The organism is Microbulbifer aggregans (genome assembly GCF_020524005.1).
Classification (GTDB): domain Bacteria; phylum Pseudomonadota; class Gammaproteobacteria; order Pseudomonadales; family Cellvibrionaceae; genus Microbulbifer; species Microbulbifer aggregans_A.
On record NZ_JAIVKK010000003.1, the window covers coordinates 150,463 to 166,055 of the forward strand.

The window sequence follows — 15,593 nt, forward strand, 5'->3', positions numbered from 1 at the left end:
TATCGGTTTTGCAGCCAACATGTCAGAAATCGTATTCATCCATGTCGCCACCGAAATCGTCTTCGGTCTCACCATCGTTGATCAGGAATTCCCGACGCTGCAGGTAGGCATCACGCATCAGCACATATCTGTCGCCTTTAAGTAATGCCTCGGCCTGCAACAGACTCGCACGGATTTGCACCACATTGACGACTTTCAACGTGTACTCCGCCGACTGGTCGTCAATATATGTCAGCGGATTGGTGTACCACTCCACCACATTGGCGGGTGCATCCCGAACCGTAGACGGTCCCATCATTGGCAGCACCAGGTAAGGCCCCGAGGGCACGCCCCACACTGCCAGCGTCTGGCCAAAGTCTTCGCCATCGCTGGCCTCAAGCCCCATATGGCGGGCGACGTCAAACAGGCCTACAAGGCCAACGGTACTGTTGATCAGGAAGCGGCCAGTATCATTCCCTGCCTGTCCCCATTTCCACTGCAGCACATCGTTGAATACGTTGTTGACTTCATACAGGTTGGAGAAGAAGTTCGATACGCCCGTCTGCATAAAGATCGGGGTTATCTGGCGGTAACTGGTCGCAGCCGGCTTCAGAAACCAGCGATCGGCGGCGTCATTGAAACGGAACATCGCGCGGTTGAAGCCTTCCCACGGATCCCGGTCTTCTGGTTCTTCAGCGCTGGCGAATTCGTCGGCAGGATCGAAGCCGTATTCGTCTTCCAGGTCCGAGCCTAAACCATCGGTATCCGCCACTTCTGTATCAGAGGCTTCCTGATCCGCGCTGCTCGGCTCTCCCTCGGGATCGAAGGGATCAGCCGGCGCTTCATCCGTTACCGCCGGCGCTTCCGCCGGGGTCTCTTCAAAGGGATCTGAACCAAATGGATCCGACGCATCCTGCGCCGCTGCCAAAGGAGCCGCCAGTAAACCGGACAGCATCAAGGCGATTGTATGAGTGCGTACAAGCAAGTCCCTGCTCCTCGCATTGGATAATTGATTGTTCAAAACAGAGTTTTACGATTTATGTCGGGATTTTAACGCCGAGCGTTGTGAATTGGCCAGAGGTGACGCCTGTCTTCTCCAGAAGATTCTCTAGAGGGTTCTCTAGAAGAGAGGTGGCGGAAACCCTTTTGTCCCGCCGGGGACATCACCATCCGGGCGTTGAATTACGTTGTGCTTGAGCTGCTGGATCACTAACCAGAATAGCAGCTAACCCCAGCTCTCAGACGGGCTGCACGCCCGCGAGAATCTCCAGTCGCAGCAGTTTGTGGAGCAATCCTGCACCAAATTGTACAAACTGGTCGGGATCCGGGTGCTGCATTTCCCCGGCCAGCTGGTTGAGCAACTGGTGGCCTTTCAGCCCGCCTTCTGGCGGTTCTTCAATCAATTGCAACAGCCGGGCTGTGGCAGCGTTGGCCTCGAGGAACGCCACTTTATCAGCGCGATTGCGATACACAACCAGAAAAGTGGGTATTTGCGGCGGATCGACGGGCTGATACGCCGGCCCTATTCTGTGTACCGGATACCTATAACTGAGGCTCCACGCCAGCGGCGACGCCACGGGCACACCGCGGAGCACCCCCTCCAGATCGGCCTCCAGTTCCAGCCCATCCGGAAACTCTTCACCGCTGATATCCAGCGCCAGTTCGACCCATTCATAATGCGCGAGTTCCAGCAGGAATAATGGATCCAGGGCACTGTCCGGATGGTCCCCGCGCTCATCCTGCAGGTAGCGCAGGAACTCCTGACTTATTTCCAGGAAGTAAGGACTGACCGATTGATGCCGGTGAATAAAATCCCTGACCATCACATGCCAGCGTGTGTCATCAAACAGGCTGCGCAATACGGGAAAGCCACCGGCCACAAAGGACTCGATATTGTTGTAGATCAGATCCCGGTATATTTGCGCGCGGCGGGGCTCGATATCCACAGGCGCGGCGACTTTTTCCGGGAACCGAAGGTGCGCGGCAAATGCTTTTTGCAGGCCGCGAAAGCCCCCGGCCTCAACGCCGTCACTGCCCCAGACATCTTCACCGGACATGGACAGCTGCTCCCGGTAAGTTTCCACGTGCTTCAGACTTTTCTGCCACTGACGCGGCGTCGTATTGAAACTGCCGTATACGTTCAACTTCCGCCAGCAGTTCGGGCATTGGCGGAATATTGAAATCACGTTCCAGCAGTGTCGGTATCGGCCCGAAATGATCGTAGGCGCTTTCCAGCAACTGCCACACCGGATCAATCACCGGCGAGCCATGGGTGTCTACCTTGAGATCGTCCGCCTCGTCGAAATGGCCGGCTATGTGCGCGTATCGAATCCGCTCCGCCGGCAGGGCATTCAGAAATTCGTGCGGATCATAACGGTGATTGATGGCATTGACGTAGATGTTGTTCACATCCAGCAGCAGGTCGCAATCCGCTTCTTCGAGTACCGCATTGAGAAATGCCAGCTCAGTCATTTCCTGTCCGGGAGCCGCATAGTAAGAAACGTTTTCCATGGCAATGCGCTGCTCCAGAATGTCCTGAACCCTGCAGATACGCTTCGCCACATAGCGCACGGCTTCTTCCGTAAACGGAATCGGGAGCAAATCGTACAGATGGCCGTGATCAGAGCAATAACTCAGGTGTTCGCTATAACAGCGAATATCGTGATCCGACATAAATTTTTTGACATCGCGAATGAGCGTCTCATCCAGCGGCGCCGGGGATCCGATAGAGAGTGACAGGCCATGGATCACAAACGGGAAACGCTCAGTGTATTCACGAAGCCAGCGCCCCAGGCGGCCACCAACGCCGATCCAGTTCTCCGGCGCCACCTCGAGGAAATCCACGTGCCCCGGAGAAAACGACTCGTCCATCATCGAGCGGCGAAGGCCGAGTCCGGCACCCTGAACAGGATACTGCCTTTGTGTATTTACCATGATTGCCTGAAATCTTCGCCCGCGATTATTGTTTCAAGCGGCGGCCCCCCAAAGCGGGTTGCCGCCTGCCTTGGGAAAGCTCAGCGACTCAAGCGCCGCATTTGCCCTCTTTCTTTTTCCCTTCCCCACATTTACCTTCTTTCTTTTTGCCTTCTCCACACTTGCCTTCGCCGCATTTACCCTCTTTCTTTTTTTCTTCCCCGCACTTGCCTTCTTTCTTTTTCTCTTCCCCGCACTTGCCCTCTTTCTTTTTATCATCGTCGGCCATGGCCAAGTTGTATCCCGAAGAAAGTTCTTCCGCGGCAAAAGGGTTAGCGGAAGTCGTCACGCTCATGGAAGCAGAAGCCAGGAATGCAGCACCAACAGCGGCAGCCAGAGGCAGGTTTTTCTTGGTCATAGCGGTTCTCCAGTTTGGAAAGCAGTAATAACACCTTACGGCGTGAAATCCGCCGTTCCCGCATTATAGTTAGCTGAAACGGGAATGGTGTCGGATTGAGACCAGCAGAGCCTGGGTCTGGTTCTTTAGCCCGATGCATGTCTGCTGAATATTGCCGGATTTGTGAATCCGGTCGCTACTTTGTCGTACCACCTGTGGCGTTTCTTACAATGAGCGTACTTTTTTCGGAAACGTTTTTGCAGCAGAAATTGGCAGCGCTGTCAGGTCGATAGCGCTGCGCGGAGGAAGCAATGACTCAGGCCCTGGACGCAGCTATTTCAGTCCAACTTTTACGCAAACGCTTGGCCGAAACCGGCATTAACGTTTTCAGCGTTTGCGCAAACAGGGATATGCGAAACTCTTCCAGCATCCACCGGTACTCAACCAGCTCCGGGGCCCCAGCCAGTAATAGCGGCGCTTCCTCTCCGCCGATCTTTGCGATCAGCGCTTCGTAAGGCTCCTGTACATCCTGCAGCTCCGCGATCAGACGACGGTCGCGGTTTGGATCAAGCGCAGCCTTTTCAAGCCGCAATTGAATTCCCCTGAGATAACGGCCGTACTGACGCAGCCATTCGAGAGGCGTTAAAAACAGGAAGCCACGGAAGAAAAGCCCACCAAGCTGCCGGTTGATATCAGCCACCGCAAGCGCCACCGCCAGGTTCTTCTGCTGCTTGATTTGCTTGCGCAGTGGTACCAGCTGGGTGAGCGCCTTGAGCAGGACATCGGCGATTTCCTGGGCGACCGCCACCAACTGCTCGCGCTTTTCCAGCGCCGCGACAAAGTCCGCCTGTGTACGCGGCCAGTTCTCATCGCCCCAGAAGCACTCCCGCACAGCAGCCATCAGGATATCGTCGGCTACGTCCTCGCGCCGTCCCAGGTCCGCGGCACTCAGCCCCAGCTCCTTGCCTTTCAGCAACTCCTTGCGCAGGTATTTCACCGGTTCTGGCAGGTGCAGAATGGCCAGCCGGCAGATACCGGCCCTGGTAAGACAACGCGCTTCTTCGGGGTTGTCCAGCAGTTTCAGGTCGACGCTGTCCTTGCCGGCAATCAAGGCGGGGTAAGCCCGCACCTTGAGCCCGCCCTGGTCCAGTTGATGAGTGAGGGGAAGATCGCCAAATTCCCAACTGGTAATACCTTCCTGTTCAAAACTGTCTCCGGCACTGGCCAGTTCCTGCTGTACCCGATCCCGGTAGCGGGCCTGTAGTACATCCAGGTCTCGCCCCTGATCCAGCAACTTGCCACGTTCATCCAGCACCTGGATGTTGAATCGATAAAAGTCTTCCAGACCCGCCTCCGCAGCCTGCCAGGCATCTTCTGGCACATTCTCTGCGGTCTGGCGTTTCAGTTCATGGGACAGGGACTGCCACAGGGGGGTATTCCCCGCCTGCATGCGCGGCAATGCTTTATCCACCGCCGCCGGAACCGGCACAAAGTGCTTGCGGTACTGCTTGGGTAAGCCTTTCACCAGCGCGATGCACTTGTCCCGCAGAATGCCCGGTACAACCCATTGCAGGCGCGCCGCCGGAGTCTGGTGCAGGGCCCCGACCGGTACCAGAATACTCACACCGTCTTCCGCACTGCCCGGTTCGAAGTGATAACTCAGCGGGTACTCGATGCCGCCACTGTTCAAATGGTCGGGGAACTGTGCCTCGCCCACATGGCCCGCATCCTGCTGCATCATCAGCTCCCGCGGGATGAACAAAAGCTCGGGATCTTTCTGTTCAGCGCCTTTACGCCATTTTTCAAACCCGGCGAGATTCACGATTTCCTCGGGCACGCGCTCGTCGAAAAAGCGATACACCACCTCGTCATCAACCACGATATCCCGGCGCCGGGATTTGGCCTCAAGGTCTTCCAGCTCTTCCAGCAGGTCACCATAGTGGGTAAAGAACTTGCCCTTGCCTTTGTAGCGGCGCTCGACCAGTGCCTCGCGGATAAAAACCTCGCGTGCGGTTACGGGGTCCAGTTTGCCAAAGTGAATCCGCTGCTTGTCGACCAGCACCAGTCCGTAGAGTGTAACTTTCTCGAACGCCATCACCGCGCCGGAACGCGGGCTGTAATGGGGCTCGAAGTAATTGCGTTTGACCAGGTGAGCGGAGCACGCCAGTACCCACTCGGGCTCGATTTTCGCCACCGTATGTGCGAACAGACGGCTCGTTTCCAGCAGCTGCGCGGCCACCACCCACTGCGGCGGTTTCTTGAACTGCCCGGAACCGGGAAAGATATGGAAACGGCGGTTACGGCAACCGATAAACTCCTTGTTTTCATCCCGCACGCCGATATTGCCCAACAGGCCAGGCAATATCGCTTTGTGTACGCCGGCGTAGTTGGCCGGCTCCTTGTTCATCGCCAGGTTCAGGTCCCGGATCGCCAGTCGTAGCTGGTGGTGGATATCCCTCCACTCTCGCAATCGCAGCCACGACAGGTAGTTCTTCTGACACCATTTGCGCAGCTGGTTCTGACTGAGTTCCTGGCGCTGGGCCTCGAAGCCATCCCACAGGTTGACCAGCGTGAGGAAGTCGGATTGCTCGTGTAACCACTGTTTGTGTTTTTCGTCAGACGCCTGGCGCTTTTCCGCCGGGCGCTCACGGGGATCCTGTACCGCCAACGCACTCACAATGATCAGGAGCTCGCGGAGGCAGCCACTGGGCCCGGATTCCATCAGCATGCGTCCCAATCGCGGATCCAGCGGCAAGCGCGAGAGCGCGCGCCCGAGGGTGGTTACCTTGCCCCCGGCATCCACTGCCTCAAGTTCCTGTAGCAGGCTGTAGCCATCGTTGATCAGGCGCTGATCCGGCGGATCAACAAACGGGAAATCGCGGATATCGCCAATCCGCAATTGCAGCATCTGCAGGATCACGGCGGCCAGGTTGGTACGCAGGATCTCCGCATCGGTAAATTCCGGGCGCTGCACGAAGTCGTTTTCTTCGTACAGACGTACGCACACACCGGCACTGACCCGGCCACAGCGTCCAGCCCGCTGATTGGCGCTGGCCTGGGATATCGCCTCGACCGGCAAGCGCTGAATCTTGCTGCGGTAACTGTAGCGGCTGATTCGCGCCGTTCCCGGGTCGATCACATAGCGGATACCGGGCACGGTGATCGAGGTTTCCGCCACGTTGGTCGCAAGTACTATCCGGCGGCCTTTGTGCGGCGCGAATACCCGACTCTGCTCGGCCAGGCTCAGGCGCGCATACAGCGGCAGTACATCAATATGGGGCAGCTGCGCATCGCGCAGTGCCTTGGCGCACTCGCGAATTTCCCGCTCGCCACTCATAAACACGAGAATGTCGCCGCCGCGGCGGGGGGACAATTTTTCTTCTTGCAGTAACTCCTCAACCGCGGTGATGACCTGCTCGCTGAGATCCGCATCGCTATCCACCGGCGGCCGATAGTGAATCTCAACCGGGTAGGTGCGCCCGGAAACCTCAATAATCGGCGCATCGTCAAAGTGCCGGGAAAACTTTTCCAGGTCGATGGTGGCGGAAGTAATGATGAGCTTGAGATCCGGACGCTTGGGCAGAATGGTCTTCAGGTAGCCCAGGAGAAAGTCGATATTGAGGCTGCGCTCGTGGGCCTCGTCGATGATCAGCGTGTCGTACTTGTTGAGCAGCGGATCGCGCTGGATTTCAGCCAGCAGGATACCGTCTGTCATCAGCTTGATGTGTGTATGCTCGGTGCTCTGATCGGTAAAGCGCACCTGATATCCCACAGAGTCCCCAAGCGACTGTCCGAGCTCCTCTGCGATACGGTTGGCCACTGTGCGCGCGGCAATCCTGCGCGGCTGGGTATGGCCGATCTGACCGTAAATACCCCGTCCCAATTCAAGGCAGACTTTGGGTAACTGAGTCGTTTTACCGGATCCGGTTTCACCCGCGACCACAACAACCTGGTTCTCCGCGATCAGTTCGGCAATTTCCTCCCGGCGCGCCACCACCGGAAGACCTTCCGGCCACTCGATTCGCGGCAGCTTTCCCCGGCGGGCTTCGGCCAACGCTACAGATTCAGCGATCTGCGCCCCAAGCTGCCCGAGTATCCGATCCGTCGGTTTGCCCTCTTTGAGACGTCGGCGGGCATTGGTAACACTTTTCCGCAGGCGGAAGCGATCCCGCCCCATACATTGGGCGATCTGCTGTTCTAGCTGCTGAAGGGTCTGACGGGAAGGATCTTGGCTCATGCGTGACTGCTGGTTCGGTAAAAAACGGCAAACGGGCGATTATACCTGCTGGGACTGCTCACGTATGTCCCTACACTTGCTGGCGTTACTCGTGACCTATACTCAGGGCAATGACGCGCATTACAACCCCGTATTCGGGACCAATGCGCGACAGTTTCCCAATCACAGACAACGTGACATCGTCTGGCGCCAGCGAGAGGAACCCCATGCAAGACCTCAAGCCAAAACCCCCGGCCAGCGCCGGGGAAATGCTCGGTCATCCCAAAGGCCTGTTTTTATTGTTCGGTACCGAGATGTGGGAGCGTCTCAGTTACTACGGGATGCGCGGCATATTCGTGTTTTACCTGACCTCCGCTGCCACGGCGGCGGTATTTGGCTGGCAACATCTTTCCGATACCGAACTCCAGTCGAAGGCCCTGAGCTACCTGGGCTGGTACGCCATGCTGGTTTATCTCACGCCGATTATCGGCGGCTGGATGGCGGACAATGTGTGGGGCCAGCGCCGCTGCATCATGTTTGGTGGTGTACTGATGATGCTGGGGCAGTTTGCCATGGGCTTCCCCCACAAGTGGCTGCCAGACGGCACCGAGCTGTACATGTTATGGCTCGGCCTGGCGCTGATGATTATCGGTAATGGCTTCTTCAAGCCAAACATCTCCACCATGGTCGGCGACCTCTACGAGGAAGGCGACAAACGCCGCGACACCGCATTCACGATTTTCTATATGGGGATCAACCTGGGCTCCATCCTGGGGTATCTGGTGATCGGCTGGATCGGCGAAAAAGTGGATTACCAACTGGCCTTTGTGGTGGCAGGCCTCGGTATGCTGTTGGGCCTGATCCTGCAGATTACCCAGTCCGACAAGTTTCTCGGGGAAATCGGCAATCAGCCGTCCGCCAAGCTGGGGCTCACGCCGAACCTGAGTGCTGAAGACAAAAAACGCCCGCTGACCCCCGAGGAACGGGACCGCATCAAGGTCATCCTGATCCTGGGCCTGTTTACGGTGATTTTCTGGGCCGGGTTTGAGCAGGCGGCGGGCTCCATGAACCTGTTCGCCAAGTACAGTACCGACCTGCATATTTTCGGCTTCGAAATCCCGGCGAGCTGGCTGCAGATGGTGAATCCACTGTTCATCATTATCCTCGCGCCCATCGTCGCGAGTATCTGGGTTGGGCTCGGATCCAACGAACCGAGTTCACCGGCGAAATTCAGTATGGGCCTGATTTTCCTCGGCCTGGGTTTCGTATCCATGGTCGGCGCCGCACTGCAGATTGGCGACTCGGAAACCATCAAGGCCAGTCCCTGGTGGCTGGTGGTCGCCTACATTTTCCACACCATTGGTGAGCTGTGTCTTTCTCCCATCGGACTGTCGATGGTCACCAAACTCTCCCCCCTGCGTTACCTGTCACTGATGATGGGACTGTGGTTTGCCTTTATCGGCATTGCCAACAAAGGAGCGGCGGAAATCGGTAAGCTGGTGGGCGAATCCGGCCCCCTGGCGACCTTTGGCGGTGTGGCGATTGCGGCAATTGCCGCGGGGATCATCCTGTTTTTCCTGCGCGACAAGCTTGTCGACTGGATGCATGGTGCCGAAGAAGTACATACCGAGGTTAAAGACACCACCAAGAAAGAGTTCGGTATTACTGCGGATCACGAGGGCGCGCCGCAACGGAAGTTTGGGGAGTGAGCATAGTGCTTTGAATTACCGTCGTGGCGGTGCCGCTGCCGGGAGCGTCGGCGACAGGGACGTCGCCGACGCAGCGTACAGGGATGTATTGAAGGGGGGGCGCCCAGCCCGGTCATGAAAACCTACACCCGGTGCCTTGCCGCCACCGTAGATATTCAAAGTGCCTTGGGATCTGTCGAATCTGTCAGCGCCCTTTAACCAAATAGGCAATCGCCTTATCCAGCCCCTCTATGGTCATCGGGTACATCTGCCCATCCACCAGGCGCTGGGTCATGCCAATACTGGCGGTGTACTGCCAGTATTCGTCCGACGTTGGATTTAGCCAGACCAGCTTGTCGTAGGTATTCGTAACCCGCTGCATCCACGCAGCACCCGGCTCCTCGTTCATATGTTCGACACTGCCGAACCGGCTGCTGATTTCATAGGGCGCCATAGAGGCATCCCCGACAAAGATCACCTTGTAATCCTTGCCGTACGTCCGCAGCACTTCCACCAAAGGCGTCGACTCGCTGTAGCGGCGCTGGTTATCTTTCCACACATGTTCATAGATAAAGTTGTGGAAATAGAAATACTCCAGGTGCTTGAACTCGCTGCGGCACGCCGAAAACAGCTCTTCACACTGTTTGACGTAGGGATCCATGGACCCACCTATGTCAAAAAAGATCAGTACCTTTACCGCATTGTGCCTCTCCGGCACCATCCTGATATCCAGCAGGCCCGCATTGCGCGCGGTCGAAGAAATCGTCTTGTCGAGATCCAGCTCCTCCGCCGCACCACTGCGCGCAAACTTGCGCAGCTTCCGCAGTGCCACCTGAATATTACGCGTGCCAAGGCTAATGCTGTCATCAAGATTGCGGTACTGCCGTTTCTCCCACACCTTGGATGCGGATTTGTTGCGGCTCTGCCCACCCACGCGAATGCCACCCGGGTGGTAACCACTATTGCCGAACGGACTGGTGCCACCAGTGCCGACCCAACGGTTGCCGCCGCTGTGACGCTCTTTCTGTTCTTCCAGCCTCTTCTTGAACTCCTCCAGCAGTTTTTCCAAACCACCGAGCGATTCGATCTTTGCTTTCTCTTCTTCCGTCAGCTGCTTTACGAACTCCGCCCGCAACCAGTCTTCCGGAATCAGTTGCTCCAGAACATCGTCGAGAGTTTCAAGATCGTTAAAATAGGCCGCGAAAGCCCGATCAAATTTGTCGAAGTGTTTTTCATCTTTGATCAGGCAGGTACGCGCCAGGAAATAAAAATCATCCAGATTCGCGTAGACCAGCCGCTGCTGTAGTGCCTCCAACAGAGGCAACAATTCGGTAATGGATACCGGCAGGTTGTAACGGCGTAAATTCAGGAAAAATCCGATAAGCATTGGGTTTCCCCGGAGATTCAGATGGTAGCGTAGGAGTTTGCTTGCAAGCGAATGGCTCGGAGCGGGTTCGCCTGCGAGCAGGCTCCTACAGGGGGATTAGCGGTTTTCTCGGCGAGCCATGAAAGCGAGCCGCTCCAGCATATGTACGTCCTGCTCATTCTTGAGCAATGCACCGTACAATGGAGGAATCGCCGAAGTCGTATCGCGGTTGCGTAAAACCTCTTCAGAAATATCATCTGCCATCAGCAGCTTCAGCCAGTCAATCAGCTCGGAAGTGGAGGGCTTTTTCTTCAGGCCCGGGACATCGCGGATCTGGAAGAACACATCCATTGCCTCGGCCACCAGGGTTTTCTTGATGTCCGGGTAATGCACGTCCACGATCTTGTGCATGGTTTCCCGATCCGGGAAGCTGATGTAATGGAAAAAACAGCGACGCAGGAATGCATCTGGCAACTCTTTTTCATTGTTCGACGTGATAATCACAATCGGACGGTGCCTGGCAGAAATCGTTTCACCGGTTTCATACACATAAAACTGCATACGATCGATTTCTACCAACAGGTCGTTGGGAAACTCGATGTCAGCCTTATCAATCTCATCAATCAGCAGTACTACGCGCTCGTCAGCCTCAAAGGCCTCCCAGAGCTTGCCCTTTTTGATGTAGTTACCGATATCGTGAACCCTGTCCACGCCCAGCTGTGAATCGCGCAGTCGGGAAACCGCATCGTACTCGTAAAGTCCCTGCTGGGCTTTAGTGGTCGACTTGATATGCCACTGGATCAGCTTCAGCCCCAGACTGCTCGCCACTTCTTCCGCCAACAGTGTTTTACCGGTACCGGGCTCGCCCTTGATCAACAGTGGCCGCTGCAGCGTCACTGCCGCGTCTACCGCCATCTGCAGGTCGCCCGTGGCAACGTAACTGTCTGTTCCCGTGAATTTCATGGTCGCTCCGGAATAGATTTATCAGGAATGGGACCATGGTAAAGGAAGGGCAGAGCCTCGCCAAAGGCGGAATCTGTCAGAATGAATGACTGCAGCAAGCTCTCGAGCCCGGGTGAGGCGCGAAGTACCAAACAGCAGTGGAGGTGTTGAACGGGTAGTCAGGCAACCTGGGCGCGGCGGCGGCGCACGACCTGGCGTCCCTTGTCAGTAATGTACCAGCGGATACCCAGGTGGCTGTGGATCTTCCCAACCATCTCCAGTACCAACAGACTATTCAGAGCGCGCGCAGCGGAATTGGTCTCCATGCCCCCTTCCTGTGCCATTCCTGCGAGGGATCGGAACACACAGTCACCATTATTCAACAGGCTGAGTACATGCAATGCATTGTCATCCAGCTTGCGGATCTGGTTGAAATCCAGTGTCGGGCCCTGGTCCGGGTCACCTTCGATTTCATGCTCCAGCAGGGGCATCATCTCCAGCTGCATGGCGCGGATCTCCTGCTCCAGATTTTCAACCCGGGCGCGGGCGATACTCGCATCCCGCAGCTGGCGACGCGCAGCATTGAACACAAACATACGCGAGGCGATGGCTGCGAGCAGGCAATAACCGGTAAAAATCAACAAGCGGGAAGGATCACCCTGAATTTCGATCAACAGATCACTCTGGGTGAACTTCAGGAAAATCGGCACCATTAAAGCGCCACACAGGCCCATGATCAGACAGCGGGCCAGGCCGGCAGGATCTTCTTCCGTAAACAGCATCTGGTAGTAGTTGACCAGGCCACCAAGGATACCGGATACCAACATCACAGCGGTCAGAATTAACAGATGGTCGAGCATCCCTATCCCTTCGTCAGTCGTACAACCAATGCCAGTTGCGGCACTTTTTGTGTTTTGTCTGATTCTTTCTTTATCCCTGCCTGTCCGCGCTGTCGACGACCGGTAAACAACCAAACTGCTCGACCAGTCACAATACAACAACCGAGCTATGAACAGGCTCTATTAGATATAGCAGCTGCCCCGATATCGGTGCGGCAGAAAAGGAAAAAGGAGGGAAGGATTGGCGCGGTTTTCCGCGCCCGGATGCCAGATAGCCCGGCAGGAAGAAATCAGGACAGTCAGTCAGTACTGACCTGCAGGTTAGTACTGGTCGCTTTCTGTCATACGGCGATCTTTACGTCGATGCATCAGCAACATAACGATGCCAACAACCAGCATCACGGCAAAAGCACCGCCAGCCGAAAACACGAGGCTTGCGGATACCTCAGGTGTTGCACCGTTTTCTTCAAACACCATCTGGTAAACAAACAGTGGCAGGAGTGGAATCGGCGGTGCTTCAGCGACAGTGCCATGGGCCGGTATCAATAACACGACGGCAGCTTCCAGCAGGATCAGGTTGCGCAACCATGACCACCCCCAGTTGCGCATGAACCACCAGCCTGCAGCCAGTAACACCACCACCCCGCCGACGTATATGAGCCAGGCCAATTTAAATTCTTCAACCATAGTGTTCGCTTATTCGCTCGTTAGATTATTCGTCGCCAACCCAGACGACTATATGATCTTCATAGTCCTCCGGGTCCACATTCTCTTCACTGACGACCTTATCCTGCACCGAAATTCCGGCCTCATGGACGGAGTTTGGATCGCCGGATATCAATGGATGCCAGTCCGCCAGTGGCCGCCCCTCGGCAAGCGTGCGGTAAGCACAGGTAACCGGCAGCCAGGTAAAGTTCGCTACATCAGCGGGCTGGAGCTGTATACAGTCCGGAACCTGCTTTTTACGCTGCGGATAGTTGGTGCAACGGCAACTGTGGGTATCCAGTAGCCGGCAGGAAACACAGGTCGTGTAAACCTCACCAGTGTCTTCGTCTTCCAGCCGGTGCAGGCAGCAGCGGCCGCAACCGTCGCAAAGGGACTCCCACTCAGATTCGGTCATCTCGTCGAGTTTCTTGCGCTGCCAGAAGGGCCTCTGACTTACCACTGCATCACCTTCTTTCCTAGCCCGGCCACCGCCCTGCGTTAACCGCGAGGCAACTTGCTGTTCTGCGCGGCGATTGCTCGCATCTCGTCGTCCGCCACCGGTGGCATTTGCAAATAATAGCCCTGTTCCTGCAACGCATTCATGACTTTATCCACATCTGCCCGCGCCAGTTTACGCTCGGGGGTCAACAGAAGGGTGGTTACATGCACCGGCTTGCCAAAAAGCGCCTGTAATTTTTCAGGTACTCGCTGCATACCCTGCGACTTTTCCACATACAGGTACATTTCGGATTCCCGCGGGCTGCGGTAGATATCACAAATGGTTTTCATCAGGAATTTCTCAATTGGGTCAGGTACTTCAGCAGCGGCTCGCCGGCTACAGCCTGGCGCCACCCCAGCAAACGCCCGTCCAGCTGTGGCTTGCCCGCCTGCACCAGGGCTTCCAGCTCTTTCTTGCGCACAAGGATTTCCGGGGGAAGTTCAGCAGACTCCGCAAGCTGACCCGCTTTTTTCTTCAGCAGTTTCAGGGCATCCCCTTGCTGACGGTTCAGCGGCTGTGGCAGTAGCGGTGGCAGGTCCTCGCGCTCGGCCGCACGTGTGATAATTTGCAGCAAAGTATCGCCGTATAGACGCAGGGTTTTACCTTCAAGCCCGGGCCGCGGCAAAGTAGCGGCGTACTTGGGCATATCCTGCGCGAGCGACAAGCAGATATTTTCTTTCAGCAGGTGGTTGCGCGGCACGTCGAGTTGTCGCGCTTCGCGTTCACGCCAGGCGCAAAGATCCTGCAACGCAGCGAGTTGCTTTCCTCGCAGGCGCCAGGCCCCTTTTACCCGCAGGTAATACAGCTCCGGGGGTTCCGGATTTCGCGCAGACTGCACAAGTGCCGCACAATCTTCCTGCAACCACTCAAGCCGCCCCAGCTCCCGCAAGCGCTTTAGCAACATGCCATAGACCAGCGGTAACCAGGCGACGTCGAGTGCTGCATAGTTTTTCTGAGATTCGCTAAGCGGGCGCTGCAGCCAGTCGGAGCGGGTCTCACTTTTCGGCAACTCGATCTGCAACAGGTTGTGCACAGTTGCCGCATAACCGAGCCCAGCGCCCATGTTGGTCATGGCCGCCGCTATCTGCGTATCAAAAATTGGCTCAGGTACGGCGCCCAACAATCGCTCCAATGTCTCCAGATCCTCACTGCAGGAGTGCATGACCTTCACCACCCGGGTGTCCAGCAACAACTCACGCAGCGGCTCGAGATCCTCAATCGCCAGGTTATCAATCAGGTAACTGTGTTTGCCGTCACCAATCTGGACCAGTGCCGGCAGCGGGAAAAACGTTCGACTGCGCATGAACTCGGTGTCCAGAGCCACCGCACTCTGCTCGCGCCAGCGTGCACACAGCTCAGCCAATTGTGCACTGCTGTCGATCCAGATCGGGCGAGTGTCTACCAGTTGTTTACTCACGTGTTGCATCACAGTACCGTTCGGCTATTGAAGGCGTGTGCCAGGGTACCGCCGTCGATATATTCCAGTTCACCACCGATCGGCACCCCGTGGGCGATGCGGGTCACGGTGACACCCTTGGCGCGCGCGCGCTCGGCAATAAACTGCGCGGTTGCTTCGCCTTCCACGGTGGGGTTGGTGGCCACAATCAACTCGCGGATCCCCTCCTCTCCCTGAGCACCCAGCCGTTCGCCAAGTCTGTCGAGCCCCAGGTCCGCTGGCCCAACGCCATCGATTGGAGACAGGTGGCCGTGGAGCACAAAATACAGCCCGTGATAATTGCCGGCCTGCTCTATGGCCAGGACGTCGGCCGGGGTTTCAACCACGCACAGCAGCGAGTGGTCGCGCCGGGTGTTTGTGCACAGGGAGCAGATATCCTGCTCGGTCAACGTGCGGCACTGACCACAGCGGCCAACCTTTTCCACAGCCTGCTGCAGCGAGCTGGCCAGCAGGCCCGCCGCATCGCGGTCTTTTTCCAGCAGGTACATGGCCATGCGCTGGGCGGACTTCGGCCCGACGCCAGGCAGGCAGCGCAGTGCGCGTATCAGGTCTTCAATCAGGGGGCTAAACATAAAAATTTCTTTGCTCGCGTA

14 protein-coding genes are annotated in these 15,593 nt (G+C 56.7%); 1 reads left to right on the plus strand and 13 read right to left on the minus strand.

The genetic code is table 11. The features are described from left to right. Nucleotides 1-22: 22 nt before the first annotated feature. From LC093_RS05710 to hrpA, 5 genes are all read right to left on the minus strand, one after another. Entirely contained in the window at nucleotides 23-964 is a 942-nt protein-coding gene (locus tag LC093_RS05710; RefSeq protein ID WP_226663106.1) for a VacJ family lipoprotein, read from the minus strand. A gap of 253 nt (nucleotides 965-1,217) precedes the next feature. Continuing rightward, nucleotides 1,218-2,036: a DUF2063 domain-containing protein gene (locus tag LC093_RS05715; RefSeq protein WP_226663107.1), complete on the minus strand. Its 819-nt coding sequence runs from the start codon at nucleotides 2,034-2,036 to the stop codon at nucleotides 1,218-1,220. Continuing rightward, complete coding sequence (locus LC093_RS05720; protein WP_226663109.1) at nucleotides 2,026-2,913, minus strand: DUF692 domain-containing protein; 888 nt, start codon at nucleotides 2,911-2,913, stop codon at nucleotides 2,026-2,028. The genes LC093_RS05715 and LC093_RS05720 overlap by 11 nt, the downstream gene beginning before the upstream one ends. Nucleotides 2,914-3,001: 88 nt before the next feature. Next, nucleotides 3,002-3,310, minus strand: coding sequence for a hypothetical protein (locus tag LC093_RS05725; RefSeq protein ID WP_226663111.1), 309 nt, complete (start codon nucleotides 3,308-3,310; stop codon nucleotides 3,002-3,004). Nucleotides 3,311-3,605: 295 nt separating this feature from the next. After that, on the minus strand, nucleotides 3,606-7,526 hold the full coding sequence (gene hrpA, locus LC093_RS05730; RefSeq protein ID WP_226663113.1) for an ATP-dependent RNA helicase HrpA: 3,921 nt from the start codon (nucleotides 7,524-7,526) through the stop codon (nucleotides 3,606-3,608). 206 nt (nucleotides 7,527-7,732) lie between these two features. Between hrpA and LC093_RS05735 the strand changes: the two genes are divergently transcribed. Further along, complete coding sequence (locus LC093_RS05735; RefSeq protein WP_226663121.1) at nucleotides 7,733-9,214, plus strand: peptide MFS transporter; 1,482 nt, start codon at nucleotides 7,733-7,735, stop codon at nucleotides 9,212-9,214. A gap of 184 nt (nucleotides 9,215-9,398) precedes the next feature. Here the strand turns inward: LC093_RS05735 and LC093_RS05740 are convergent, their stop codons facing one another. The 8 genes from LC093_RS05740 to recR form a co-directional block, all read right to left on the minus strand. Continuing rightward, entirely contained in the window at nucleotides 9,399-10,580 is a 1,182-nt protein-coding gene (locus LC093_RS05740) for a vWA domain-containing protein (protein WP_226663122.1), read from the minus strand. A gap of 96 nt (nucleotides 10,581-10,676) precedes the next feature. After that, a complete protein-coding gene (locus tag LC093_RS05745) occupies nucleotides 10,677-11,522 on the minus strand; it encodes an AAA family ATPase (RefSeq protein WP_226663125.1) in 846 nt (281 codons plus the stop codon). A gap of 158 nt (nucleotides 11,523-11,680) precedes the next feature. After that, the gene (locus LC093_RS05750; RefSeq protein ID WP_226663126.1) at nucleotides 11,681-12,361 is read right to left on the minus strand and encodes a YEATS-associated helix-containing protein; all 681 of its coding nucleotides are present in this window, start codon (nucleotides 12,359-12,361) and stop codon (nucleotides 11,681-11,683) included. Nucleotides 12,362-12,661: 300 nt separating this feature from the next. Further along, on the minus strand, nucleotides 12,662-13,009 hold the full coding sequence (locus LC093_RS05755) for a hypothetical protein (protein WP_226663128.1): 348 nt from the start codon (nucleotides 13,007-13,009) through the stop codon (nucleotides 12,662-12,664). Between the two features lie 43 nt (nucleotides 13,010-13,052). Then, on the minus strand, nucleotides 13,053-13,505 hold the full coding sequence (locus tag LC093_RS05760) for a YcgN family cysteine cluster protein (RefSeq protein ID WP_226663130.1): 453 nt from the start codon (nucleotides 13,503-13,505) through the stop codon (nucleotides 13,053-13,055). A gap of 38 nt (nucleotides 13,506-13,543) precedes the next feature. Beyond that, complete coding sequence (locus LC093_RS05765; protein WP_226663133.1) at nucleotides 13,544-13,834, minus strand: YcgL domain-containing protein; 291 nt, start codon at nucleotides 13,832-13,834, stop codon at nucleotides 13,544-13,546. Continuing rightward, nucleotides 13,834-14,961 carry a ribonuclease D gene (rnd, locus tag LC093_RS05770; RefSeq protein WP_226663135.1) on the minus strand — a complete coding sequence of 376 codons (1,128 nt, stop codon included), beginning with the start codon at nucleotides 14,959-14,961 and terminating at the stop codon, nucleotides 13,834-13,836. The genes LC093_RS05765 and rnd overlap by 1 nt, the downstream gene beginning before the upstream one ends. Before the next feature lie 8 nt (nucleotides 14,962-14,969). Beyond that, nucleotides 14,970-15,572 (minus strand): recombination mediator RecR, encoded by a 603-nt coding sequence (gene recR, locus LC093_RS05775; protein ID WP_226663137.1) that lies wholly within the window; start codon nucleotides 15,570-15,572, stop codon nucleotides 14,970-14,972. Nucleotides 15,573-15,593: the final 21 nt, after the last annotated feature.